At 52.0% G+C, this 25030-nt stretch carries 23 protein-coding genes; 10 read left to right on the top strand and 13 right to left on the bottom strand.

What is annotated here, in order from left to right:
- Positions 1-85 precede the first annotated feature (85 nt).
- The 4 genes from NEA10_RS14970 to tal all read left to right on the top strand — a co-directional run bounded on the left by NEA10_RS14970 (position 86) and on the right by tal (position 3459).
- Positions 86-865 (top strand): hypothetical protein, encoded by a 780-nt coding sequence (locus NEA10_RS14970; RefSeq protein ID WP_252661929.1) that lies wholly within the window; start codon positions 86-88, stop codon positions 863-865.
- 132 nt (positions 866-997) lie between these two features.
- A complete protein-coding gene (locus NEA10_RS14965) occupies positions 998-1312 on the top strand; it encodes a hypothetical protein (protein ID WP_252661927.1) in 315 nt (104 codons plus the stop codon).
- A 68-nt stretch (positions 1313-1380) separates the two neighbouring features.
- Positions 1381-1977, top strand: coding sequence for a GNAT family N-acetyltransferase (locus NEA10_RS14960; RefSeq protein WP_252661926.1), 597 nt, complete (start codon positions 1381-1383; stop codon positions 1975-1977).
- Positions 1978-2304: 327 nt separating this feature from the next.
- Entirely contained in the window at positions 2305-3459 is a 1155-nt protein-coding gene (tal, locus tag NEA10_RS14955; protein WP_252661924.1) for a transaldolase, read from the top strand.
- Positions 3460-3539: 80 nt separating this feature from the next.
- Here tal and NEA10_RS14950 read toward each other — a convergent pair whose 3' ends face one another.
- From NEA10_RS14950 to priA, 3 genes are all read right to left on the bottom strand, one after another.
- On the bottom strand, positions 3540-3710 hold the full coding sequence (locus NEA10_RS14950) for a type II toxin-antitoxin system HicB family antitoxin (protein ID WP_252661922.1): 171 nt from the start codon (positions 3708-3710) through the stop codon (positions 3540-3542).
- Positions 3711-3807: 97 nt separating this feature from the next.
- Positions 3808-5247 carry a glycogen synthase GlgA gene (glgA, locus tag NEA10_RS14945; protein ID WP_252661920.1) on the bottom strand — a complete coding sequence of 480 codons (1440 nt, stop codon included), beginning with the start codon at positions 5245-5247 and terminating at the stop codon, positions 3808-3810.
- A 101-nt stretch (positions 5248-5348) separates the two neighbouring features.
- A complete protein-coding gene (gene priA, locus NEA10_RS14940) occupies positions 5349-7829 on the bottom strand; it encodes a primosomal protein N' (protein WP_252661918.1) in 2481 nt (826 codons plus the stop codon).
- 130 nt (positions 7830-7959) lie between these two features.
- Between priA and NEA10_RS14935 the strand changes: the two genes are divergently transcribed.
- From NEA10_RS14935 to proB, 3 genes are all read left to right on the top strand, one after another.
- On the top strand, positions 7960-8523 hold the full coding sequence (locus tag NEA10_RS14935; protein ID WP_252661916.1) for a Uma2 family endonuclease: 564 nt from the start codon (positions 7960-7962) through the stop codon (positions 8521-8523).
- 222 nt (positions 8524-8745) lie between these two features.
- The gene (locus tag NEA10_RS14930; RefSeq protein ID WP_252661914.1) at positions 8746-9789 is read left to right on the top strand and encodes a bifunctional heptose 7-phosphate kinase/heptose 1-phosphate adenyltransferase; all 1044 of its coding nucleotides are present in this window, start codon (positions 8746-8748) and stop codon (positions 9787-9789) included.
- 41 nt (positions 9790-9830) lie between these two features.
- Positions 9831-10985 carry a glutamate 5-kinase gene (proB, locus tag NEA10_RS14925; RefSeq protein ID WP_252661912.1) on the top strand — a complete coding sequence of 385 codons (1155 nt, stop codon included), beginning with the start codon at positions 9831-9833 and terminating at the stop codon, positions 10983-10985.
- 7 nt (positions 10986-10992) lie between these two features.
- Here the strand turns inward: proB and phoU are convergent, their stop codons facing one another.
- From phoU to NEA10_RS14885, 8 genes are all read right to left on the bottom strand, one after another.
- A complete protein-coding gene (gene phoU / locus NEA10_RS14920; RefSeq protein ID WP_252661905.1) occupies positions 10993-11664 on the bottom strand; it encodes a phosphate signaling complex protein PhoU in 672 nt (223 codons plus the stop codon).
- 140 nt (positions 11665-11804) lie between these two features.
- Positions 11805-13127 carry a sensor histidine kinase gene (locus tag NEA10_RS14915; RefSeq protein ID WP_252661903.1) on the bottom strand — a complete coding sequence of 441 codons (1323 nt, stop codon included), beginning with the start codon at positions 13125-13127 and terminating at the stop codon, positions 11805-11807.
- Positions 13128-13207: 80 nt separating this feature from the next.
- Positions 13208-13960, bottom strand: coding sequence for a response regulator transcription factor (locus NEA10_RS14910; RefSeq protein WP_252661901.1), 753 nt, complete (start codon positions 13958-13960; stop codon positions 13208-13210).
- Between the two features lie 86 nt (positions 13961-14046).
- The gene (locus NEA10_RS14905) at positions 14047-14751 is read right to left on the bottom strand and encodes a DsbA family protein (RefSeq protein ID WP_252661899.1); all 705 of its coding nucleotides are present in this window, start codon (positions 14749-14751) and stop codon (positions 14047-14049) included.
- 102 nt (positions 14752-14853) lie between these two features.
- Positions 14854-15297, bottom strand: a complete 444-nt coding sequence (locus NEA10_RS14900) for a hypothetical protein (protein WP_252661897.1) — start codon at positions 15295-15297, stop codon at positions 14854-14856.
- Between the two features lie 91 nt (positions 15298-15388).
- Positions 15389-16576 carry a glycosyltransferase gene (locus NEA10_RS14895; RefSeq protein ID WP_252661894.1) on the bottom strand — a complete coding sequence of 396 codons (1188 nt, stop codon included), beginning with the start codon at positions 16574-16576 and terminating at the stop codon, positions 15389-15391.
- 72 nt (positions 16577-16648) lie between these two features.
- Positions 16649-17611: a GDP-mannose 4,6-dehydratase gene (locus NEA10_RS14890; RefSeq protein ID WP_252661892.1), complete on the bottom strand. Its 963-nt coding sequence runs from the start codon at positions 17609-17611 to the stop codon at positions 16649-16651.
- 197 nt (positions 17612-17808) lie between these two features.
- Complete coding sequence (locus tag NEA10_RS14885) at positions 17809-18297, bottom strand: ATP-binding protein (RefSeq protein ID WP_252661890.1); 489 nt, start codon at positions 18295-18297, stop codon at positions 17809-17811.
- Between the two features lie 131 nt (positions 18298-18428).
- On the opposite strand from NEA10_RS14885, the gene NEA10_RS14880 reads away from it, so the two are divergent.
- Positions 18429-20363: an ABC-F family ATP-binding cassette domain-containing protein gene (locus NEA10_RS14880; RefSeq protein WP_252661888.1), complete on the top strand. Its 1935-nt coding sequence runs from the start codon at positions 18429-18431 to the stop codon at positions 20361-20363.
- Between the two features lie 10 nt (positions 20364-20373).
- Here NEA10_RS14880 and hpnA read toward each other — a convergent pair whose 3' ends face one another.
- A complete protein-coding gene (hpnA, locus tag NEA10_RS14875; protein ID WP_252661886.1) occupies positions 20374-21366 on the bottom strand; it encodes a hopanoid-associated sugar epimerase in 993 nt (330 codons plus the stop codon).
- A gap of 188 nt (positions 21367-21554) precedes the next feature.
- On the opposite strand from hpnA, the gene nblS reads away from it, so the two are divergent.
- Complete coding sequence (gene nblS, locus NEA10_RS14870; protein ID WP_374111776.1) at positions 21555-23516, top strand: two-component system sensor histidine kinase NblS; 1962 nt, start codon at positions 21555-21557, stop codon at positions 23514-23516.
- Between the two features lie 232 nt (positions 23517-23748).
- On the opposite strand, the gene NEA10_RS14865 is transcribed toward nblS, so the two are convergent.
- Complete coding sequence (locus NEA10_RS14865) at positions 23749-24090, bottom strand: zinc ribbon domain-containing protein (RefSeq protein ID WP_252661882.1); 342 nt, start codon at positions 24088-24090, stop codon at positions 23749-23751.
- A 185-nt stretch (positions 24091-24275) separates the two neighbouring features.
- On the opposite strand from NEA10_RS14865, the gene NEA10_RS14860 reads away from it, so the two are divergent.
- Entirely contained in the window at positions 24276-24965 is a 690-nt protein-coding gene (locus NEA10_RS14860) for a fasciclin domain-containing protein (protein ID WP_252661880.1), read from the top strand.
- Positions 24966-25030 lie beyond the last annotated feature (65 nt).

The following is a 25030-nucleotide window of genomic DNA, read 5'->3' as shown; positions in this document are numbered from 1 at the left end:
CACATTGCGTTCAGATTGTCTGACATCCCTATCTATGCCAGATGGCCGCTGGTGGTAGGGACGCTTAAGTTACCAAATCTTCATCATGAAACAGAATAACCAAGATTACACTCCAGTGGGACCAACCCATCTGGGAGTGACAACCCTGTCCAAGCGTTCGAAGCAAGAAGGGAATCCGAATGTTGCACTCCATGAGGAGCTGAAATGTTTGGGCCGGCAGCTTCGACAAGCCTCATCCGCCAAACAACGTCGAGGTCTCCATCGCAAGATCATGACGGTGATGCTGTCGGCTCCCCAACGCTGCTATTGGCCAGGAGAGCCACCCCATTATCGACATGACCCCCGGTATATCCAAGCCGCCGACATTGCCTGGGACTACATTGAACGGAAGCTCAAGGGAGATGTGCGCGGCGGTCAGGCGTATGATCCGGACCAAGGGAATGCCAGCCCGATAACGCTTTGGAATATGCGCTGTAAAGGCGCTTACAAAGATATCTGGAAACGTGAATCTCGACGAGTTCGGGGTTTCGGTGATTCCCAAACTCTAAACTGTGACCTCCTCCCACAGCCTGAAGCAGAAACCCCTGACCTCCAAAAAGTCCGTGACATCTTGGAAACCGATCCCACCGGTGAGTTAAGTGGGACTTGGGTTTGTCGCACGGCTACCACACAGGTCACAGTCCAGGAGGTCTTGCTAGAGATTTACGATCGCGCCTCTCGCGGTGAAAAATGGACTAATGCGCTCCTAGCTGAGCATTTCCAGATTCCTGCTGGAACCATGAATGGTGCCTGGAGCCGCAAGCTGAAGCCAGCACTACGCAAAATTGGCGACCTGATTGCGGAAGCCGCGCTCACCAACCAATAAGTCGTTTAGGGTTGAATGACCGACCTAGATTGTGTTTCTAGAGTCGGTCACCACTTGCGTTCAGATTGTCTTCAAATCCCTATCCGAGATGGCCGTCCGGGATAGGGACGCTTAAGTTACACAATCTTCATCATGAAACAGAATAACAAATATCAAGCGATCGCTCCAGTGGGACAAACCGATCTGGAGCTGAAATCTCTTTGCGATCGCCTCCAACGGGAAGAGAATCCGCTAGTACGCCGGAAACTGGGCCGCCGATTGATGGGAAATCTCGTCAAACAGCTCAACGAGCCACCAGCCGGGCAAGATGACCCTCGCCATTTAGAGGCCATCGACAGAGCATGGTCCGCTCTGGAAGAGGCGGTGTATCACAATCCTGAACAGCTTAAGGATATGTGTCCGATGGCGTTCTGGGAAATGATGTATCACGAGGCACTCTCTAAATAGTCCCCCCACTCGCTCCGGCTCGTTGCGGGTCGGGGCGCTATTTTGCTCTGAATTAGAGGTGTGCCACCATGACTTTATCTTCCGTCCGGCCCTGTCCAGACGACTTCAATCCCTGTGCCTCGATGTTTCCCCTAAAAACTCGACGCACTCTCCTCAAACCGTTTACCCACAACGATTTGCCCCATTTAAGCCAACTGTACAGCAAGCCGGAGGTGATGCAATTTCTGGGGGGCGTGAAATCCGAATCGCAAACGCGAGAGATTCTGCAAGACTACATCAGCCAAGGGGAAACTCCCATCTGTCCCCTGGCTATCTTCACCCATGACGGCCAATTCATTGGACGCTCAGGCTTACGTTGTTCCTGTAGCCCTGAGGTTTTGCAACTCTATCGGCCCAATGGGGAGATCATCCCCCATCGACTTAACCGACTCATTCAAGTCGGCTATGTCATTGATGTACCCTTCCAAAAGCAAGGACTCGCCACTGAAGTCACCAAAACGGTCTTGCAATGGGGACTTCAGCAGTTGCAACTCCCCCAAATCGTCGCCCTGATTCACCCGGATAACTACGGTTCTGTCCGCATTGCACGGGACAAATCGGGGATGAACCTAGAGGGGTGTTTCCTCTGGAATGGACTCCCCTGGCAGTTCTTCCGTCGCAGCTAACTCTCTCTGGGGGCGATCGCCCCTAGCCGAACCCGGCAATTCAGTCCCCTGTTCTGGGGGTTGAGGCGATGCCCCCCATAATGGCTCACCTCCCATATCCATCCTCGTCGTTGCCTGGCGGTCGGGAGTTGAGCCGATCTCCATCGTTTGGGAGAGTGCTGATGCTAAACGTTATCGTTAGAATAGTCCCAGGCGGTCGGCTTTTCCGTTTGATAAATTAGCACGACATAATTTACCACAAACTATAAAATTTGTCAACTGTTACCTGTTTTTTGTAGTCCAAAAAGCCAAGGCGACTGCTAACTTGACGTTTAGGGAGATTCTCCTATGAGTAACGACAACCTGCAAAAACTCGCCGAGTACGGTCAAAGCATCTGGATGGACAATCTCAACCGGTCTGCGATCGAATCCGGTGAGCTGAAATCTCAGATTGAAAGTTTGAATTTACGGGGAATTACCTCGAATCCCAGCATTTTTGAGAAAGCCATTATCGGCAACCAAGTCTATGACGGCGACATCCGAGCCGGAGTTGAGGCAGAGAAATCCCCAGAACAGATTTATGAATCCCTGATTTTTGAAGATATCCGCAACGCCTGTGATATTTTCCGCCCCATTTATGATGAGACGAATGGGAAAGACGGTTATATCAGCATCGAGGTGTCACCCCATCTGGCGCGGAATATGAAGGACACTTTGGCGGAGGCGCGGCGGTTTAATAACGCGGTCGATCGCCCCAATGTGATGATTAAGATTCCCGGAACCCTAGAGGGGTTTGCGGCCATTGAACAGGCGATCGCCGAAGGTATCAATGTCAACGTCACCCTGCTGTTTGCAGTGGAAGATTACCAACAAGCGGCCTGGGCCTACATTCGCGGCTTAGAGAACCGAGTCCGCAACGGACAGCCGGTGGACAACATCGCCTCGGTGGCCAGTTTCTTCCTCAGCCGCATTGATAGTAAAGTTGATGATGCGTTGGATAAACGCCTCGAAGCCGGTGCGGATGCTGAGTTGGTTAACTCTATTAAGGGTAAGGTGGCGATCGCCAATGCCAAGATTGCCTATCAAGCCTATGAGGAGATTTTCGGCAGCGATCGCTGGCAGGCCCTCGCCGACAAAGGAGCCAGTCCTCAACGACTCCTCTGGGCCAGTACCAGCACCAAGAACCCCGACTACAGCGATGTCATGTATGTTGAGGAACTGGTGGCGGACAACACGGTTAACACCATTCCTCCCAGTACCCTAGAGGCCTTTGCCGACCACGGTCAACCGCAAGCGGATACAATTCATCGAAATGTGAAAGGGGCCTATCAGGTGATTGAACATCTCAACCACCCGGATATTCAGATTAACCTGGACTCGGTGATGGCGGAGTTGATTGAGGAAGGGATTGACAAGTTTATTCAACCCTATGAATCCTTGATGAGTTCCATTGAGGAGAAAACCAAAGCCGTCTCAGAGACACCGGAACAAGTCGCAAGTTAGCAACTTGTAGGGGTGAACGGCCGTTCGCCCTCCCCCAATGTTAATGTCTAGCAAAGTCGTCGAGAAATCTTGCTGCTGTTCTAGACGATTACCTCTGGGATTGGCTCTAACATGAGAGCGATCGCATCCTTAAGCTGTGCGATCGCCTCGTCACGACTTTCTCCAAACGACGAGACAAAGTTTAACTCTGGACAAGTTGCCGAATATAACTGAGAGACTTCATCCCACTCAATAATCGCTCTAACATTCATGGTTAACCCTCTCAAAGTGACAAACTTTACCAATTCATTAACCCAAATGCCCCTAGTGACGCACTTATCCCTAGGGGCATCCTTCGCCATACGGTAACTATTGAACCGTCGTAAACTCTTCCGCTTGTTCAAACAACTTCGGCAATTCCTCATCAGTCCGATGGGGCAGGCCATAGAGATCCCGATAGAGATTATCATAAGCCACCGCCGACTTGCGCCAACTAAAGTCTTGACGCATCGCCCGTTGTTGTAACTTGCGCCAGTCGTTCTTATAGCGGAACGACTCCCAAGCGCGAGCCAAACAGGTATATAAATCGAGAGCCTCGTAGCGGTCAAAACAGAACCCAGTTCCCGCCTCTTTCATGGGATCATGGTGGGAAACCGTATCCACTAACCCCCCTGTACGGCGGACAATGGGGAGACAGCCATACCGCATCGCTAACATTTGGCTAATCCCACAGGGTTCAAAGCGACTCGGCATCATGAAAGCATCGGTTCCGGCATAGATGCGGCGGGCCAATTGGTCATTATAGAGAAGATAACTAGCCATGCGTCCAGGATAGCGGGTGCTGAGTTGCCACATCTGGGTTTCGTAGTAGCGATCGCCCGTTCCCAAGAGAACAAACTGACAATCACTATAGGCCATAAAGCGATCGAGGATTTGCAGCAGTAAATCAATCCCCTTCTGTTCCACCAACCGCGTCACCATACCAATCATGAAGGTATCGGCATTCACCTCTAAGCCCAACTCTTCCTGGAGAGCCACCTTATTAGCAGCACGTTTTTCGATGGTGTCAGCCGTGTAATTTTGCTTCAGGGCTGTATCCGTTTCCGGGTCATAACTCTCGGTATCAATGCCATTGAGGATACCACTGAGTTTGCCACTAATGAATGAGAGCAACCCCTCAATTTTTTCCCCATATTCAGCGGTTTTAATCTGTTCCGCGTAGGTGGGGGAGACCGTATTCACCTTGTTGGCGAACTGTACCGCAGCGGCCATGGTGTTATGGCCTTGCATATACCAAGGACACCAGGTAATGCGATCGAGATACCACCGCCAGGGACCTTGATAGGCCAAGTTATGAATCGTAAACACCGTGGTAATGTCAGGAGATTGATTCATCCAGACCGGAATCATGCCGGTGTGCCAATCATGACAATGGATGATATCAGGTTTCCAGTAATTCCAGGCAAACTCCGCCGCCCCATTGGAAAAGAGGGTGAACCGCCAATCTTCATCATCCCCATGATAAATGCGACGGGGCATGAACGCCGGATGGCCAAACAGATAGAGGGGAACATCGCTCTTGGGGAGTTTCGTTTCGTAGATGGCGAAGTGTTGGAACATGGCGTAGCCCCACCAAATCGGATCCTCGGGAATCTCAAGTTTGTCAGGGAGGAAACCGTAATAGGGCATAAACACCCGCACATCATGGCCCAGTTTCCGTAAATACCGGGGGAGTGCGCCCACCACATCGCCCATTCCGCCCACTTTAGCCAGTGGTGCGGCTTCTGCCCCAACAAAGAGAATTCGCATGATCTACCTCGGTTGCACGTCTGGATGTCTCAAATCTGATTGTCACAGTAGCAGATTTTTTCCCTTGGCCAACATCTTTTGGCCACAGTTTTGGCCAGACCTCAGCCAAAATTCAACGGGTCCACATCCACCGCCAAGCGAACCTTCGGCGGACAGACATCGCGCAACCGCTGCAACTGGCCCTGTAACTCCACCCGGTCCTGACTGGGAAACTTCAACAAAATCTGCCAACGATAGCGGTCCGACACCCGCAACACCGTCGCCGGAACTGGTCCAAGCACCTCATATTCCCCGGAACGGGCCCCATCCTCCTGCAACATCTCCCCCATCTGCATCGCTGTGGCTTCGACTAACTCCCCATCCAAACTACTCAAACGCACCAACAGCAACCGGCCATAAGGGGGATAGTCCAACGCCTCCCGCTGTTCCAATTCCGCCTCGACAAATTCAGCATAGTCATAACGCTGAACTGCTTGCACCACCGGATGTTCCGGGGTATAGGTTTGCAGAATCACCCGTCCAGGGTCGTCCCCCCGTCCGGCGCGGCCCGCCACCTGAGTTAAGGTTTGAAAGGCCCGTTCCCCGGCCCAATAATCTGAGAGGTTCAACAGTCCATCAGCGGCGACAATTCCCACGAGAGACACCGAGGGTAAATCTAACCCCTTGGTTAACATCTGAGTTCCCACCAATAACTGAGCTTCTCCCTGAGCAAAACGAGTTAACAAAGCTCGATGTGTACCCTTATTTCGCGTCGTATCACTGTCAAAACGAATGGCATTTAATTCAGGAAAATTGCGAGCTAGTTCCTGCATGACTCGTTGGGTTCCACTGCCAAAAAACTTAAGATAGGGGGAACCACATTCAGGACAAGTGCGGGGATGTTGACGGGTATAGCCGCAATAGTGGCAGCGCAATAACTGACTGGCTCCTTCATGGGTATGGTGATAGGATAAGGAGACGTCACAATGGGGACATTCAATGACATAACCGCAACTGCGACAGGAGACAAAACTACTATGTCCTCGGCGGTGGATGAATAAAATTCCTTGTTTCCCTGTTTCTTGTAATCTCCTGAGTTCTTGTTGCAGGGTTAGACTAAAAATGGAGCGATTGCCCCGTTGGAGTTCTCCCCGTAAGTCGATAATTTCAATGGGGGGCATGGGTCGAGCTTGGACTCGCTCGGGGAGAGAAAGGTAGTGACGTTGCGGGTGGATTTGGCGGCAGTCTAACCAGGTGTCTAAGGATGGGGTTGCTGAGCCTAAAATTAAGGGGCAATCTTCTAATTTTGCACGCCATTTCGCTACCGTTCGCCCATGATAGGTGGGGGCGGGACGGTCTTGTTTGAAACTACTATCATGTTCTTCATCTAGTACAATTAGCCCGAGACGGGGTAGAGGGCAGAAAATGGCGGATCGGGTTCCGATGACGACTTGCGGCTCTCCAGTGAGCATCTGTCGCCAGGTATCGAAACGTTCACCCTCGGATAGGGCGCTGTGATAGACAAACACGCGATCGCCGAAACGGGCCCGGAAGCGATCGGTCAGTTGAGGGGTTAGGCCAATTTCAGGAACTAGAATTAGGACGGATTTTTGTTGGGCTAAAATGGGGGCGATCGCCTGCAAATAGACTTCAGTTTTCCCAGACCCCGTAACGCCATGTAACAACATCTCACAGTAGTTAGACTGTTGCAGAATCTGCTGCAACGCCTGAGATTGCGCTGGGGTCAGGTCTTTGGCCCCATCAGCCGCAACACTAACCCCCCTCTCTCGCCGCAACACTTCTCGCCCTTCGACTACGAGACAGCCGCAACGTTCTAAATTACTGATAGTTGGGCGAGTGGTGCGGGCAATTTGTAATAAATCCGTTAGCCAGAGTTCCCCTCCATGACGTCGGAGGATAATCAGTACTTCCTTCTGACGTTTGGTGAGTTCTGTATAGACAATTGGAGAAACATCGATAAGAATCACCGCCTGTTTGAGTTTGGGTTGAGCAGGACGAGGTGTTTCTAGGTAACTTTGAGCATAATTTCGTTGCACTAAATCTCGAATTCCTCGACTGGCTCCAGGAATTTTTTGCTGTACATAGGTGGCGCTATAGTGGTCTGATTTTCCATTTTGCAGAAGAGCGAGAACCCGGCGGGCGATAGGAGAAAGGAACTGTTCTGCACCAGGGGTAATCGCCTCGGGGTTGAGGCGAATGCGGCGTTGCGATCGCTGTAGAAGTCCGGGGGGAAGGGCGACGCGAATCACTTGCATCAGGGGCGTGTAATAGTAGTCTGCCACCTGTTCGAGAAGTTGCCAATAGTGAGGGGGAAAGAAGCCTCGGGTGATGATATCGTCCACCGCTTTGATGCGAGTGGGGTCTAAATCTGGGGGAGGACTGCTACGAAATCCGATGGCGATCGCCCCGACTTGCTGCGAACCAAAGGGAACCGAGAGAATATCCCCCGGTTCGACCTCTAATTCCTCAGGAATGGCGTAAGTAAACAGTTTTTCCGACCCCGGACAGTCCACGAGAACTTCCACATAGGGGGGTCGAGTGGGGGTTAGATGATAGGGGGCGATCGGTTGCGCAACAATCACAGGCGTTTCAGGATGAGGAGCAGCTTGGCTTTCATCTTAATACCGATCGCCCATTCGCACATCACCCTAGCTGTCAAAGTTGGTCAAAGTTATAGTAAAAGGGGAGTTATCACACAGGAGACTCAGCCCCATGGTTCAAACTCCAGTCGCCGCCATCCCCCTCGAAGCCTTCCTCGCCCAACCCGAAACCAAACCGGCGAGTGAATATATCGAGGGACAAATCATTCAGAAGCCCATACCACAATGTAAACATAGTAGTATTCAAGGTGATTTAACCGCTTGCATTAATACCAGCTTGCGGAAAGCTAAAATTGCCCGAGCCTTCCCCGAACTCCGGGTAACGTTCTCAGGACGCTCGATTGTCCCAGATATCGTTGTGATTACTTGGGATAAGATTCCTCGTGATGAAACCGGATCAGTCACCAACGGAATTTTCGTTCCCCCGCCCTGGATGATTGAGATTCTCTCCCCTAAGCAAGCGCAAAATCTTCTCACGGGTAAGATTTTACACTGTTTAGATTCTGGGACTGAATTGGGTTGGATTATTGACCCGGATAGTTTAACCGTTCTCAGTTATCAACCCGGACAGCAGCCCCAATTTTTTGCTAATCCAACCGAGAGGTTGCCCGTTCCTGAGTTTGCTCAAGACTTGAACATCACAATTGAAGATTTACAAAATTTTATGATGGATTGAAGAGTCGCGGTGAATCTCGCCCAAGAACTCGAACAGGTTAATGGTGAATCAACAGTAAACAATCTGAAACGTTGGGGTTAAGGGGAACCTAGCCGACCATCCTCAAGATATCACTCCGGCTCATCTTGGGAATCTAGGGCCTATCCTGACAACATTCATGAAATAATCGATGGGGCGAACCTACTCCCCTGTCGTCCCTCCGTTGTCACTGGTTACCCTTCCATGGTTGATGCTCATCGAACCCAAGCTGACCCCTTCCACGATCGCCTCAAAGCAGCAGAAGTGCAACTCCTCGAACGCCTTGAGCAATTCTGCAATGCCCAAATTCTTGTGGTGGGAGATTTAACCCTGGATGAATTTGTCACCGGGGAAGTCGAACGTATCTCCCGAGAAGCCCCAGTTCCCATTATTCGCCATGAATCCACCCGCCGAGTCCCCGGAGGCGGGGCCAACGCCGTCTATAACTTGGCCAAACTCGGCGGCCAGATCTCCGTCGCGGGATTGGTGGGGGATGATGAACAGGGACAGGCTCTGGTGCAGATTTTCCAGGCCGCCGGAATCGACACTGGAGGGATTTTCATCGATCGCCAACGGCCCACCGTCACCAAAACTCGCATTTCCGCCCATGCGCGTCAGTCCGTTACCCAGCAGGTGCTACGGCTTGATCGCAAATCCGATACCCTTCCCCATCCAGACTTACAGCAGCAACTGGCCGACTATATCCAGCAACAGCATCCAACCGTCGCCGCCGTCGTCTGTTCCGATTATGGCGACGGCGTTCTCACCCCCAAAGTGATTCAGAGTGCTTTAGGGGGCGATCGCACCATTGTCGATACCCAGAATCACCTAACTCGCTATCAACAGGCCAGCCTCTTTACCCCCAACCTCCCAGAAGCTGAGCTAGAAGTTGGCTATTCCATCACCGACGAGCCAAGCCTGCAACAAGCCGGGGCCGATCTCCTAGAACGCACCCAAGCCGAGGCCATTCTCATCACCCGAGGTGGCGATGGAATGACACTCTTCCAACGTTCAGGCGCCACTGAACATATCCCCGCCTTCAATCGGACTGATGTCTTCGACGTCACTGGAGCCGGAGATACCGTCGTCGCCGCCCTCACCCTAGCTCTGGCCTCAGGCTCCTCCCTCTGGGAAGCCGTGGTTCTCGGGAATCTCGCCGCCAGTCTGGTGGTGCGTCAATTCGGAACCGCCACCACTACCATTGAGGAGATGCAAGACGCTCTCACCAGCCTCATCCATGAGGCCTAACCGACCAACTCACCCCTGAGCCTCCCCAACGGATACCCTTCATGTCTCAAACCCTTGTCCTCAAAATTGGGACTTCTAGCCTAACTCAGCCTGACAGTGGCGATCTTGCCCTATCCACCCTGGCTCGTTTAGTCGAAACCCTCACCCAACTGCGTCGTCAAGGACACCGACTGGTTCTCGTCTCCTCCGGTGCCGTGGGGGTCGGTTGCGCTCGCCTCGGGTTGAGCGATCGCCCCCGTCGTCTGGCCACCAAACAAGCGGTAGCCGCCGTAGGACAAGGACGACTCATGCGCGTCTACGATGACCTCTTTACCAGTTTGCAACAGCCCATTGCCCAAATTCTTCTAACTCGTAAAGACCTCGTCCAACGCAGTAGCTACGTCAACGCCTATAACACCTTTCAAGAACTCCTCAAACTCGGCGTTATCCCCATTGTCAATGAGAACGACACCATCGCCACCGAAGAACTCAAATTTGGCGATAACGATACCCTCAGCGCCCTCGTCGCCAGTCTCGTCGAAGCGGATTGGCTTTTTCTCCTCACCGACGTCGATCGCCTCTATTCCGCTGACCCCAATCGCAACCCCGATGCACAACCCATCAAAAAAGTCAAGCATCTCAATGAACTTCTCAACCTGGAGGTAGGCAATGCCGGCAGTGCTTGGGGAACTGGGGGAATGCAAACCAAAATTGCCGCTGCTCGCATTGCTAGCGATAGCGGCGTGCGTACCGTCATCACTGCCGGCAAAACCCCCGAAAATGTCCTAGCTATCCTTGAGGGGGCAGACATCGGTACCCACTTTGTCCCCCACGCCAAACCGGAAAACGCCCGCAAACGCTGGATTGCCTTTGGCCTAGTCCCCCAGGGACAACTGCTCCTCGATGCCGGAGCCGTCACCGCCATCTGTCAGGGGGGCAAATCCCTCCTCGCCGCCGGATTAACCGCCGTTCGGGGCAAATTTCAGGCCAATGATGCTGTCATTCTCTGTGACGAAAGGGGCAAGGAACTCGGACGGGGCCTGGTGAACTATCCTAGCGACGACTTAGAACGAATCTGCGGCGTTCAGTCCGAGGATATCTCTCGGATTTTGGGCGATGGCGAGTCCCGCACCCTTCGCGATGGCGAGTCTCGCACGCTTCGCGAACGCAGTCCTGACACCGTCATCCACCGAGATAACCTCGTCCTAACTCGTTAACCACACCTCAGCCTCGCCGTCCCGTGACAATATACGTCACCCGCTGACCGATATTGGTGGCATGGTCCGCCATCCGTTCCAGGTGGCGAATGGCTAAGGTGACCAAGAGAACCGGCTCCAACACACCGCGATAGTTAGATTGGCTAGCGAGATGGCGATAGAGGCGATCGTAGGCATCATCAACAGTGGTGTCCTTCTCCTTCATCTGAGTCCCCGCCTCGGGATTAAGCTCCACCAGAGCTATCAAACTCATGCCTAACATTGCTTGGGTCTCATGGGACATCCGTTCCACATCAGGCATACAAGCCAAGGGTGGATAGGGAAATAACTTGACGGCAATCTCCCCTAAATCCTTAGCATAATCCCCAATTCGTTCTAGGTCCCGTACTAACTGCATAAACGCCCCTAAGACTCGACAATCCTGGGCCACCGGGCCTTGCAGGGTCAGCAACATAATACTATCGGCTTCAATTTGACGATAGAAGTGATCAATCTGCTTATCGAGAGGCTTGAGGACATCGGCTGCTGCCAAATCCCGATGAAACAATGCCTGATGGCTGAGACGACAGGAATTTTCCACAAGAGCGCCCATCCGCAACACATCTTGACGGAGGCGCTTGAGTTCTCGTTCAAACTGTTGACGACTGGAGTTGAGTTTAGAGGTGTTCACCCGTTGCACTATCGCCTTGGCTCCTATAGTTTCTCTCCCATTGTGGGACAACTTTCTCAAAATTGGCGCGAAACGGAGAGCCACTTAGCCTAAAATGAGCGAATTTGCCGAAGATTTAATCGTAATTTTATGATCGCTTTACCCAAGCCCTAGGGGCCAGACCCCTCTCTCGAACTGGGGATGGCCCGAGGTAAGTTCAGGGTTAAGCACGCCCCCCCCGTTTGGGGGTGATTGCTCGCTTCAATAGTTCCCTGATGCGCTAGGATAATCTGCTGCACGATCGCCAACCCTAAACCGCTCCCCGTGGAGGTCATGACCTCTCCCGTGATACCAGCATCAGGACTGCGCCCTCGTCCCGGGTCTCCGCGATAGAGCCGTTCAAAGATATGGGGTAAATCTGCACTGGCGAAGCCTTCCCCCTCATCCACAATCTCAAGCTGCACCCGGTCCCCCTGATTGAGATCAGCACAACGCTGGGCCTGGACGTGAATTGTCCCTCCAGGCGGACTGTAGCGAATGGCATTATCCAATACATTCAGAAATACCCGATAGAGCCGGGAACTGTCTCCCTCCACCCAGAATGGCTCCCCGTCCGTCTCCAGTTCTCGGTAGTGGAAGGTTACCTGTTTTTGGACTGCTAACGGCTCCAAGGTTTGCCAAACTGACTCAATCAACCCCTGTAAATGCAGGGGTTCGGTTGTCAGGGTTTCTTGATTTTCCAGATGACTTAATTCCAGCCAATCTTGAACTAAGGTCACGAGCCGTTGGGTTTCCGGGAGTAAACGCTCCACCCATCCCTTCATGGGACCCTCAAGGCGATCGACGAGGGTTTCAACGACGAGCTGAATAGAGGTTAAGGGGGTTCGCAGTTCATGGGCTAAATCCGACATCCAGCGATCGCGGGATTGGCTTAACTCCACGAGCATTTGCCGATCTTCGAGAAAGATACCCACATCACCATCGGCTAAGGGTAAGCCATAGGCCCTCAGGGTTTGGGGATTTTGACTACTGATTTGCGCTGCATCAGCGGCCTGGGGAAAAAACTGCCATTCCTGATAAGAGGACCGTTGATAATTGCGAGTTTGTTGAATTAGCAAATCCAATTCATAGGAACGCACCACCTCCAAAAAGAGGCGATCGCCCCCTGGATCCCAATCGGACACTTTCAGCAGCGAACGGGCTTGACGATTAAAAATTAAGGGATGATTTTCATTATCGACTTGCACATAGCCAATGGGGGCCAACTCAAGGATGACCTCATACATCCGGAGTTGCACCTGAGCCTCTTCATGGACTTGACTCAGGTGGGTTAGTGCCTGACGCATCTGGGATTGAACCGAGAGACTTTTCTCAGTCACATCCTCTGGAACCTGAGTTAGTAAGCGATGCCAATGACGACGCTGGAGTTGTTCACGCCAGGCAAAAATCCCACCCCCAATCATGAATCCTAGTAGAAATGCCACCACCCACATGATTGACTCCTCACCCAGCGTCGTGGGCTACGTTCCTCGTTTTGCCGCTGTCGAGGCACCTCTTGTATCTTAATCGACTCTTAACCTAAACGATAGCCGAAGCCCCGGACAGTAATGATGTATTCAGGATGACTGGGATCGGCTTCTAGTTTTTCCCGCAGCCAACGAATATGCACATCCACGGTTTTACTATCCCCCATGAAATCAAAGCCCCACACCCGATCAAGCAGTTGTTCTCGGGACCAAACCCGCCGGGGAGACTTCATGAATAGTTCCAACAGACGAAACTCTTTCGGGGCCAGATTGATTTCTTCCCCCCGTAGCAAGACCCGGCATTGTTGAGGATAGAGGATAATATCCCCAAACTCAAAGCGCAAGGGCTTGTTGACCACGTTGTAATGGTGACGACGTAACAGGGCCCGACAACGAGCCACCAACTCCCGCATACTGAAGGGTTTGGTGAGATAATCATCGGCCCCCACTTCCAAGCCCAAGACGCGATCGGTTTCACTGCCTTTAGCGCTTAAAATTAAGATTGGCACCGGATTTCCCTGTTGTCGTAACAACCGACACAGATCGAGGCCATTGACTTGGGGCAGCATCAGGTCTAGCACGATCAAATCGAAGGGAAACTCGCCCGGTTGCAAGTGGGGATCACTGAGGATGGCCAGAGCGGTTTGTCCGTCAGCGGCCGTCTGCACCTGATACCCTTCATCCTCTAGGGCTAAGGTCACCATCTCTCGGATCAGCTGTTCGTCTTCAACAATGAGAAGGCGCTGGGGCTGACCGAGCTGGGGGGGATCGGTATAGGGTCTCGACTCAATAGAGAGCATAACTGGGTTCAAGGTATTCTGAGACACCCTATTCATAGATCACTTTGCCCCCAGAAGACATATCTTGACAAACACAGGTCAATATGCTAAGAGGTTTCTCCAGTCACCTGGGCCAGCACCGCTTCCATCTCTTCGAGGGGAACTGCCCCGGTGAAGGACTCGCCATTGATGAAGAACGTGGGAGTTCCTGTTAAGCCTAACTGATCCGCCAGTTCCAAGTCCCCTTGCACTGCTTCGATCGCCGCATCACTTTGGCGATCGCGCTCAAACTGCTCTAAATCCAGATTCAGCTCTTCAGCAATCTCCACGTATAGAGCTTCTCCCAACCGCTCTTGATTCTCGAACAGGGCCTGATGATACTCCCAGAATTGGCCTTGCTGTTGAGCCGCCCAGGAGGCGCGGGCCGCCGGTAGAGCTTGGGGGTTAATCGAGACGAGGGGCAGATGCTTAAAGACGAGGGTCACGCGATCGCCATGTCTCTCGATAAACTCGGCCACCGTCCCACTAGCCCGAGCGCAGAAAGGACATTGAAAGTCCGAGAACTCAATCATGACAATCTCCTGATCCGCCGAACCCTTAACGGGAGACTCCCCAATAAACTGAGCCGGATTCTCCCGCATCTGTTCCACCACCGTCGAACGGGACTCCTGCTGAGACCGTTGTTGTTCCTGCTGATAGGCTTGAACGGACTCTAAAATAACCTCCGGGTTCTCGCGAATAATCTCTAAAACCTGTGCCTCCAAATCCCCCGAGGGAGATTGTTGACAGCCACTGAGAACAATCGCCAGCATCAGCACGCCCACAAACGACCGAGACCATCGGTTGACCCGCGCTCTTTTTTTCCCACTCATAACGTTGCCACCCATACTTTCGTTAACTCTCCCAAGAGACCCCTAAATTTGCCCTCTACCCTCATCATTTGGCTCAGATGAGGGGGAGGGTTGCACTGACGTATCTAGGGTCTTCACGGACACGTCAGTGGCTTGTACATCAATTGTTCCCGAGGGGGCGCTGCGTTCAAAGTGGCCATCACGAACCTGAAGCTGCTCACCACAACTCGGACAGTTGAGGGTCGAGTCCTTGAAGCCAACAAACTCAAACCCACAGACTGGACAGCTATCTTGCACTAGCTTACGGCGAATCCACCATTGCAAGCCCAACACCGCCACAATCCCTAACACTGGCAACAGAGCTAAGGCAATAATAATCGATTGGACCAGCCAGCCCAAGCCCACGGCACTGAGGAGACTAATCACCAACAACACGGTTAGCCAGAAACTCAGGCCAGACCATCGAACCTGTTTTAAGTTCACCTTGTTAAAATCGTTTGGATTCACAACAGCCTCCTTGCTGGGGACATGGGGCAGCCTCAAGGGGGAACAGTCCTAGCCCTGAACTGACCGCTCGGGGTGTACCCTCTTTTCAACTCTAGTGAAAGCCCATGAGTCCTTGCAACCGTTGGGCGATCGCCCCCTCGCCGAACTGGGCCAGAGTCTCCTGGCGCAGCCAAGAGCCATCGACGCGGGCGTCGTCACCTTCGAGCATTTCAATACAGGCTTGAGCCACCGCGTCGGGGTCTCGATGGGCCACCTGCCACCCTAACTTACCATCTTGCAAGGGGTCAGCCGAGCCATCCCCCTGGCCGGATAATACGGGAATCCCGCTGGCCATTGCTTCCAAATATACGATACCAAACCCCTCTTGAGACGGCATCACATAAGCATCTGCGACTCGGTAATGGTCAGGAAGTTCTTCAGTGGGGACAAAGCCGGCAAACACCACCTGCTCAGCGACTCCTAACTCCTCAGCTAAAGCCTCCAGACGAGGGCGATCATCCCCACGGCCAATGATAAGATATTTGACATTGGGATGATGATGAAGAATTTTCGGCAGGGCCCGCAGGGTAACATCAACCCCCTTATAAATATCCCCAGACCAAAGACGAGCCACAGTCATCAAGACCCGAGAATCGTTTAGGTGATAGCGTTCTAATAGGTGTGTTGGTTTAGGGCCCGGTGAAAAGATCTCCCCATTGACGATACAGGGAAGAAGTTTAAACTGCTTTGGATTGAGATGATTGGACTGGCAAGCGCGATCGCGACTATGACGGCTAATCGTCCAGAGTTCTTGCGCATCCCGCAAGGCGTGACGAGCGGAGCCCGGCAGAGGCTCCCACACTTCCTTACCATAGGTCATCACCCGATAGGGAATCCCCAGGGGTTTACAGAAGAGGCGAATTAGGGGGGCGAGTTTCACGTGACCACAAACTACGGAGGCGGGCCGTTGTTGTAATAGTCGCGTCCAGAGGACTCCAATTAACTTCAACCGTCCCCACCAGGGAGAGGCGGATTTAAAGTAACGGAACCGTAAGTAGGGGTTATCGGGATAATCAAAGGGATTCTCACAGTCGCCCCCATCCCGTAAGAGAAAAACCTCCGCTGCTTGGGGGTTAGCACTGACAGCGGCGGCACGCTCGTAGGCTCTCAAGACATCTTTCACATAGGATTGGATTCCCCCTTCACAGGAGAAAATTTCCAGGAAGACAAAGAGATGGGCCGGTTTCCCGAGGGGCGATCGCACGGAAGAGGGATCTGAAGTGAGTAGAGGAGTCGTCATAACGATAATCCAAAGGTAAGAGGGAGAAAAACGCAACGCACGCAGATGCCACCCACCTGGGGGTCTTGAGGATTACATCGACACTTGCAAACGAGCCTCCACCATCAGCCGAGCCACCTCAGGCATATCAGACTGAGCTTGCCACTTCATCTGTTGCTTGGCTTTAGCGGGGTTACCACGACTGACGGCAATATCTGTGGGTCGATAAAGACTCTCATCCGTGGTGACGTAGTCCTGCCAGTTGAGTCCCAGATGAGCAAAAACAGCTTCAACAAAGGCTTGTAGGCTATAGGTGCGTCCCGTAGCAATCACGTAATCTTCGGCAACATCCTGTTGCAGCATCAAGTGCATGGCCTGGATATATTCCGGGGCCCAACCCCAGTCTCGTTGAATACTGGTGTTGCCCAAGTAGAGAGGGTCGTGACTCCCTTGAGCGATGCGACAGGCACTGGCTACGATTTTCTGGGTGACAAAACGTTCCGGCCGCAGGGGGGATTCATGGTTATAGAGAATCCCAGAACAAGCGAAAAGCCCATAGGCCTCTCGGTAGTTCGCGACTTCCCAGAAGGCGGTGGCTTTGGCCACCCCATAGGGACTGCGGGGTCGGAAGGGGGTCTGTTCGTCGGCGGGGGTTCCCTGGGTATCGCCGAAACATTCACTTGACCCCGCATTGTAGAATTTAATGGGGGAGCCGATGAATCGGATCACTTCTAGGAGGTTTAAGGTTCCTGTAGCGATGCTATCGAGGGTCTCAACGGGCTGGTCAAAGGACAGTCCGACGGAACTCTGACCACTGAGATTATAGACCTCGCTGGGTTGAGTTCGGTCTAGAACTTGTAAGACACTGCGGAAATCGGTCAGACTCATGGAATAGAGTTTGACGCGATCGCGAATCCCCAAGGCGACCAGATTCTTAAAGGAGGACATCTGAGCATCTCGGGACGTCCCACAGACCTCATAGCCTCGTTCAAGGAGAAATTTTGCCAGGTAAGCGCCATCTTGCCCGGAAATTCCACAAATTAGTGCTTTTTTCATAGTGGCTTGGCCAGGGTCTCTTTATCTCATCGCATTTCAACCAGTATAGGAAATGGTTTGACTGTCCGTTGACGGGAGCGTCCTAGGCCTTACTCTATCCTTCGTTGTCGTGGTCGCCTCTCCGGGAAACTACGGTAGAAGAACTACGGAGGCAGCGCTGTCCCCTTAACGTGGCAGTGATTTTACCTTCATTACCCCTAGGACTCCTCAATGCTTTGTTCTAATAAGAGGCAGTTGCGACCCTGGCTGTCGCGCTGATAGGTGACGCGATCGCACAGGCGTCGAAGTAGGAACCAACCATATCCCCCTTGACGAAGGGTTCCCGGCTCCGGTTCTGGGACTAATTCCGGGTTAAAGGGATGGCCCAAATCCCAAATCCGGATTTCCAGGCGATCGCCCTCCAGGGAGAGTTCTACATCAATGGGAGTCTCTAGGGAACGGTGACGATGGGCATGACGAACAGCGTTACTAAATCCCTCAGCAATGGCTAACTTAAGACAATAGAGGCGGTCATCGGACCAATGGGCCAGTCTCGGCTGTTGTAAACAAAAATCCTCAAACCAGCGCTGAATCTGAATCATCAGGCTGAGATCACTTGCCACCGTTAACCGGCTTTGCCTCTTGCCCACAGCGCGATCGCTCTCCCGGAGAAAGGTCAAGGGCCCGGATTGGCCCTGATGCAGCATTCGTCAACTGCCACGGGGCAAATCCTTGTCCAATTTCGATTATAATGAAGTTTGGTTAAGTTCGAGCAAGTTTTAAGGCAAATTATCAGAACTTACCATCAGACATTAGACTCAGACTCCCTTTAAATTTTATGAGTATTATCACCCTAAAATCCATTGGCAAAGACTTTGGTATTAAAGAAATCTTACGAGATGCCAGTTTAAGCGTTGATTCGCAAGATAAAATCGGTTTAATTGGTACAAATGGGTCTGGTAAATCGACCCTCCTCAAGATATTGGCGGGCATCGAACCCTATAATCAAGGAGAACGTCTGGTTAATCGTAATAAACGAGTCATTTACCTCCCCCAACAGCCTGATATTGACCCCACTCGCACCGTCTTAGAGCAAGTTTTTGCCGATTGTGGCTCTAAAATGCAGATTGTGCGGGAGTATGAAGCCCTCTCCCATCATATGTCTCGTGCCTCAGGAGATGACCTCGATCGCCTCCTCAAGCAACTGACGCGCATCACCGAACAGATGAATGCAGCCAATGCTTGGGATTTGGAAACCGAAGCCAAAATTATTCTCTCTCAATTAGGAATTGAGGACTTTGAGGCTAACGTCGGAACCCTCTCAGGAGGCTATCGTAAACGGATTGCCCTAGCTGCGGCCCTATTAGCTGAACCGGACTTACTGCTAATGGACGAACCCACGAACCACCTCGATGCTGAATCCGTTGACTGGCTACAAACGTACCTACAACGCTATCCCGCTGCCTTAGTTCTGGTGACTCACGATCGCTACTTTCTCGACCAAGTTACCACCCGTATTTTAGAAGTGGATCGGGGAGATTTATACAGCTATTCTGGCAACTACTCCTATTATCTGGAAAAGAAAGCCCTCGCCGAAGAGGTGGCGGCGAGTCAAGAACGCAAACACGCCGGAGTCTTGCGGCGGGAACTGGCCTGGTTACGACAAGGGCCCAAAGCACGAAGCACTAAACAAAATGCTCGGATTCAGCGCATTGAAGAGATGCAAGATGTTGAGTTTAAGCAACACGTGGGTAAAGTTGATATTTCCACCCCCAGCCGGCGGATTGGCAAGAAAGTTATTATCTTGGAGGGGGTGAGTAAATCCTACGGCGATCGTCAACTCTTCAAAGATGTCACCTATCGTTTTGAAGCTCAAGATCGCATTGGCATCATTGGCGGCAATGGAACCGGAAAATCCACCCTTTTAAATATCATCACCGGACGGCTAGACCCCGACCGTGGCACAGTGGATATTGGTGAAACGATCCATTTCGGCTATTTCGACCAACATTCCGAAGACTTGGTTGAATCCGCCAACCAAAATCAGCGGGTCATTGACTATGTGCAGGAAGATGCCACCCTCGTTAAAACCGCCGATGGGAGCATTATTACTGCCTCCCAGATGCTGGAACGGTTCCTGTTTTCGTCGAGCCAGCAATATGTCCCCTTACACAAACTCTCAGGGGGTGAGAAGCGGCGTTTGTTTTTATTGCGAGTCTTGATGGGCGCCCCCAATGTGTTGATTTTAGACGAACCCACCAATGATTTAGATGTGCAAACCTTGGCAGTCTTGGAAGAGTATTTAGAAGACTTTAACGGCTGTGCCATTGTGGTATCTCACGATCGCTATTTCCTCGATCGCACGGTCAACAAGATTTTCGCCCTAGAAGCCTCTGGACAGCTACGCCAATATCCGGGCAATTATTCCATTTACCTCGACTATAAAAAACTAGAAGCCGAACGGGCTGCGAAAGCCGCTGAAGCTGCCGCTGCTAAGACCGTGAAGGCTGCCCCCTCTCCCGCACCTAGCCCGTCAAGTCGTCCCAAGAAGTCTTCCTCGGGCCTATCGTACAAGGAGAAACGGGAACTCGAACAGCTAGAAGGAGAAATCCCTGATTTGGAGGAACGGAAGGCGAAATTAGAGGTGCAACTCTATCAAAATCCCCCAGATGACCATGTTGCTTTAGAGACGTTATCCCATGAACTGGCGGCTTTAAGTTCTCAGATTGAAGAGTCGACGGTTCGCTGGATGGAGTTGGCGGAGATGGAATAGGGAACAGAAACTACGTTGTTTCTGTTCCCTTCTTCTCCATCCAATCAATCGCAGCCGCGATCGCCTCATCCAGATTAGACTGGGGTAAACCCAGCTCTCGTACCGCTTTGCTGGCATCGTAATACATGGGTTCTGCCGACATTCTCACCCCGTCGAGGGGGACGGAGGGGGATTTGCCCAGTTTGCTTAAGAGGATTTCATCCACCCAGGCGATGGCGAGGGGAAGCCAGAGGGGAATCGTATAACGGGGGGCCTTGAGGCCGCTGTGATGGGCGAGTTTGTCTAAAAAGGCTTTGAGGCTGAGGTTTTGATGGCCCAAAATATAGCGTTCTCCGGTTTTGCCTCTCTCTAAGGCTAAAACATGACCTTGGGCCACATCCCGCACATCAATGAAGTTTAAGCCGGTGTTGACGTAGGCCGGCATTCGTCGTTGTAGAAAACGTTGGATAATCTCTCCGGTGGGGGTGGGTTTGATGTCTCGCGGGCCGATGGGGGTACTGGGGTTGACGATGACGATGTCTTGTCCTCTCTCGATGGCGCGATAGGCTTCTTGTTCAGCCCAGTATTTGGACTGTTTATAGGCGCTGATGAGACGATGGGGAGGACTTTGATAGGTTTCATCGGCTACCTGGCCACCCGGTTTGACGCCAATGGCTGCCACAGAACTGGTGTAGATGACTCGTTCCACTCCAGCGGTTTGGGCCGCTTCTAAGATATGGCGAGTTCCCAGGACATTCACCCGATGCAGACGATCGCGATCGCGTTGCCAGAGGGAATAGTGGGCCGCCACATGACAGACGGCCTGACAGCCCTGCATCAGTTGGGCTAAATCAGGACTATTCACATCTCCCGTCACCGGTTTAATATCTAGGCCGGCTAAGTTATCGAAACAACTTTGGGGACGCACGAGGGCGCGAACTCGATAGTTGGCCCTTAGGAGCGATCGCACCACATGGGCCCCAATAAATCCTGTTCCCCCGGTGACGAAAACCTCTTTAACCACCCCACTCTCCTTAATCTTGAGGAACTGCCCGTCTTGGGCAACTCACTGGTTTAGGCTGTACTTTAATATCCTACGGTCACTGGGGTGATTCGAGCCAATGAATCTGAGTTGACCGTCTCAACGGTCAGGAACGTGGCAGAATAGAAGCGTAAAGCTCTAACCCTCTGCAATACTGCAACAGTTGAACCTTGCTGACCTTACTGCAACACACTGCCCAAATGATTAAGAATTGGTGGTCGGAGTTCACTCTCCAGACCAAGCTCATGGCGGCTGCAACCCTTGTCGTATCGTTGATTGTGAGCGGTTTGACATTTTGGGCAACCAACACAATTCAGCAGGATGCACGGCTCAATGACACCCGCTTTGGGCGAGATTTGGGCCTGTTGCTAGCGGCGAATGTGACGCAACTGATTGCAGAGGACAACAAGACAGAACTGGCTCGCTTTAGTAGTCAGTTCTATAGCCGAACCTCCAGCGTCCGTTATATTCTCTATGCTGATGAGGAGGGTCGCATTTTCTTCGGTATCCCCTATTCGGAGTCCACGGTTCAGAACTCTCTCCAGATTCAACGGCGGATTCAACTTCCCGAGGAGATGGGGCGATCGCAACAGCCCTTTGTGCGTCAACATAATACCCCCAATGGTCAAGTGACGGATGTCTTTGTGCCCTTAGTTCAGGGCGATCGCCACTTAGGGGTTATGGCGATCGGCATCAACCCCAATCCCACGGTTGTCACCTCTTCTGGCTTAACCCGGGATGTGACCATTGCGGTGTTTGTCTCAATCTGGGTCATGGTCATTCTCGGGGCCGTCTTTAACGCCCTCACGATTACCCGTCCCATTAAAGAACTTCTGGTTGGGGTGAAGAACATCGCTTCAGGGAACTTTCGCCAACGAGTTGATTTACCCTTCGGCGGCGAGTTAGGGGAACTGATCGAGAGTTTCAATGAAATGGCGGAACGTCTCGAACGCTACGAAGAACAAAATATCGAAGAACTCACCGCCGAAAAAGCCAAACTGGAAACCCTAGTGTCCACCATTGCCGATGGGGCGGTGTTATTGGACAATGAGATGAATGTGGTCTTAGTCAACCCCACCGCTCGCCGCATCTTCGGCTGGGATGACCACACTCTGATTGGAACTAATGTTTTACACGCTTTCCCTGCTGCAATTCAGGTGGAACTGACCCGTCCTCTCTATCAAATGGCGAAGGGGGAACGGGATAGTGGGGAATTTCGCATCTCCATCAGTGAACCCACCCCGCGTATGATTCGTATTCTCGTGACCACGGTTTTAGATCGGGAACGGGAAAATGTCAAAGGCATTGCTATTACGGTTCAGGATATTACCCGCGAGGTGGAGTTAAACGAAGCCAAGAGTCAGTTTATTAGTAATATCTCCCACGAACTGCGAACGCCATTATTTAATATCAAGTCCTTTATTGAGACTCTCCACGAATACGGGGATGATTTGAGCGATCGCGAACGGCGAGAGTTCCTAGAAACGGCTAACCATGAAACAGATCGCCTCACTCGCTTAGTCAATGATGTTCTGGATTTATCCCGCCTTGAATCCTGCCGAATTTACCGCCTAGAACCCCTCGATATTCTTCAACCGATTGAACAAACGTTACGCACCTATCAACTCAATGCCAAGGATAAAGAAATTGAGTTAAAACAAGAAGTTGAAGAGGGGTTACCTTCAGTTTTAGGTCATTACGACCTCCTCTTACAAGTCTTTGCCAACTTAGTGGGGAATGCCCTCAAATTTACGGAAGCTGGCGGGAAAGTCATTGTCCGAGCTTACCTACTCTCTTCAATGACGCCGGAGGACAGCCATACCATGGAAGGAGCAACTCGCTATGTCCGAGTTGAAATTGCTGATACAGGAATTGGCATTGGCGAAGAAGACCGCGAGGCAATTTTTGACCGATTTTTCCGAGTGGAAAACCGAGTTCATACCCTAGAAGGAACTGGTTTAGGTCTGTCCATTGTCCGCAACATTATTGACAAGCATCATACTAACGTTAACTTAGTCAGTGAGGTCGGAGTAGGAACTACATTTTGGTTTGATTTAGCCGTAGCAGAAGCGTCTTCAAAACCCGGCAGTATTCCTATGGATGCCACTCCCAAACTGACGGTGGAGGGTTAGGAAGAGGCAAGAGGCAAGAGGCAAGAGGCAAGAGAGAACCACGTAGGGGCGCACCCTTGTGGTCGCCCGAGGACACAGAGGACAAACCCGAGACGGGTTCCCCCCTATTGCCTTTTGCCTTTTGCCTTTTGCCTTCTTCCCCCTATTGCCTATTGCCTTTTGCCTTCTTCTGCCTTTTGCCTTTTGCCTTTTGCCTTCTTCCCCCTGTTCCCTATTCCCTGTTCCCTCCCTCTCATCTCACCAATGCCAGCAACAAACTGATAGCCAGGAGAGCGAAAAAGCCCACTAGCACCGGATGGCGGCGATACCAGGGTGCGAGTTTGCGTCGGGGTGGGGGGGGTAAGACTGGCTCGTTAAGGTTTTGGTAGAGGGTGCAGGTTTGAGCGTGGGGCCGTTGGGGAAAATTGCAACTGTCGTCGAGGTGGTAGGTGCAGGTGAGACAGAGGGGTTCCTCGGGATTGGCTCGATGCAGGGGAATCCCTGGATGACCGAAGGCCTTGAGTTGATAGCCACAATGGGGACAGGAGATGGCATCGTCAGGAACTCGCTGCTGGCATCGAGGACAAGAGGGCATAAGGACGAATAACGTAGAGCTTCTATATTTAGTTGTACAACAGTTCCCCTTCTGTGATGGCATAAACCGGCGACCTCCCCGCTGTAAGGAATTCAGAACCCCACTTCGCCTCTGCAAAAGAATTTTCCCAAAAATTAGAAAAACTTAAGCTAGAATTACGACTGTTGTGAGAAAAGTTAAGATATATGAACTCTAAGCGTCGATTTCAATGGCTGACTGGGGCGATGGTACTCCTGAGTGCTAGCACCTTGACCATCAACCCCAGCCATGCTGACATGACGGCTAGTGAGCCGGCCCAACCGTTGGAGAGCGAAGTCGCTCAAATGGGTGTCGGGAATCTTGTTGACTCTCTGGTAGGTGAAGGAGATATGAACACGCTCCTACAACTGGCGGAGTTAGCGGGTATGGCAGATACTCTCGCTAACGATGGTCCTTTTACGTTGTTTGCCCCGACGGACCAAGCCTTCCAGGATTTGCCCCAATCTGTGGTTAACGCTCTAACCGATCCTGAGAACCGTGATTTGTTGCAGGATGTCTTAGGGATGCACGTTGTACCGGAGGTTCTGGAAGCCAATGATATCGGCAACCAACTCTTGAACACCCTCAATGGTCCGGTGAATGCTAGGGTTCAGGGGAGTCGGGTTAATGTTGGCCCGGCTCGGGTGATTGATACTGATATTCCGGCTGACAATGGGGTTATCCACAAGATTGATACGGTGATTATCCCTAACGATGTACAATCCCGCTTAGAGGAACGCACCACCACCACCACTACCACGACGGAAACCGAAACAACCACGACTACCCCCGCACCCACCCCTAGCCCCACTCCCACGCCTCAGTCCGCACCTCAGACTTTCCCGGTGACTTGGTAATAGACCCGTGAACCTGGACATTTAAGGTTGAGTTAGCCCATTTTTAGGAATGGGCTTCCTTGTTT

The sequence above is a fragment of the Phormidium yuhuli AB48 genome, assembly GCF_023983615.1.
GTDB lineage: Bacteria > Cyanobacteriota > Cyanobacteriia > Cyanobacteriales > Geitlerinemataceae > Sodalinema > Sodalinema yuhuli.
The sequence above is the reverse complement of the archived record's forward strand: the minus strand, read 5'-3'. Positions and strand labels throughout refer to the sequence as shown.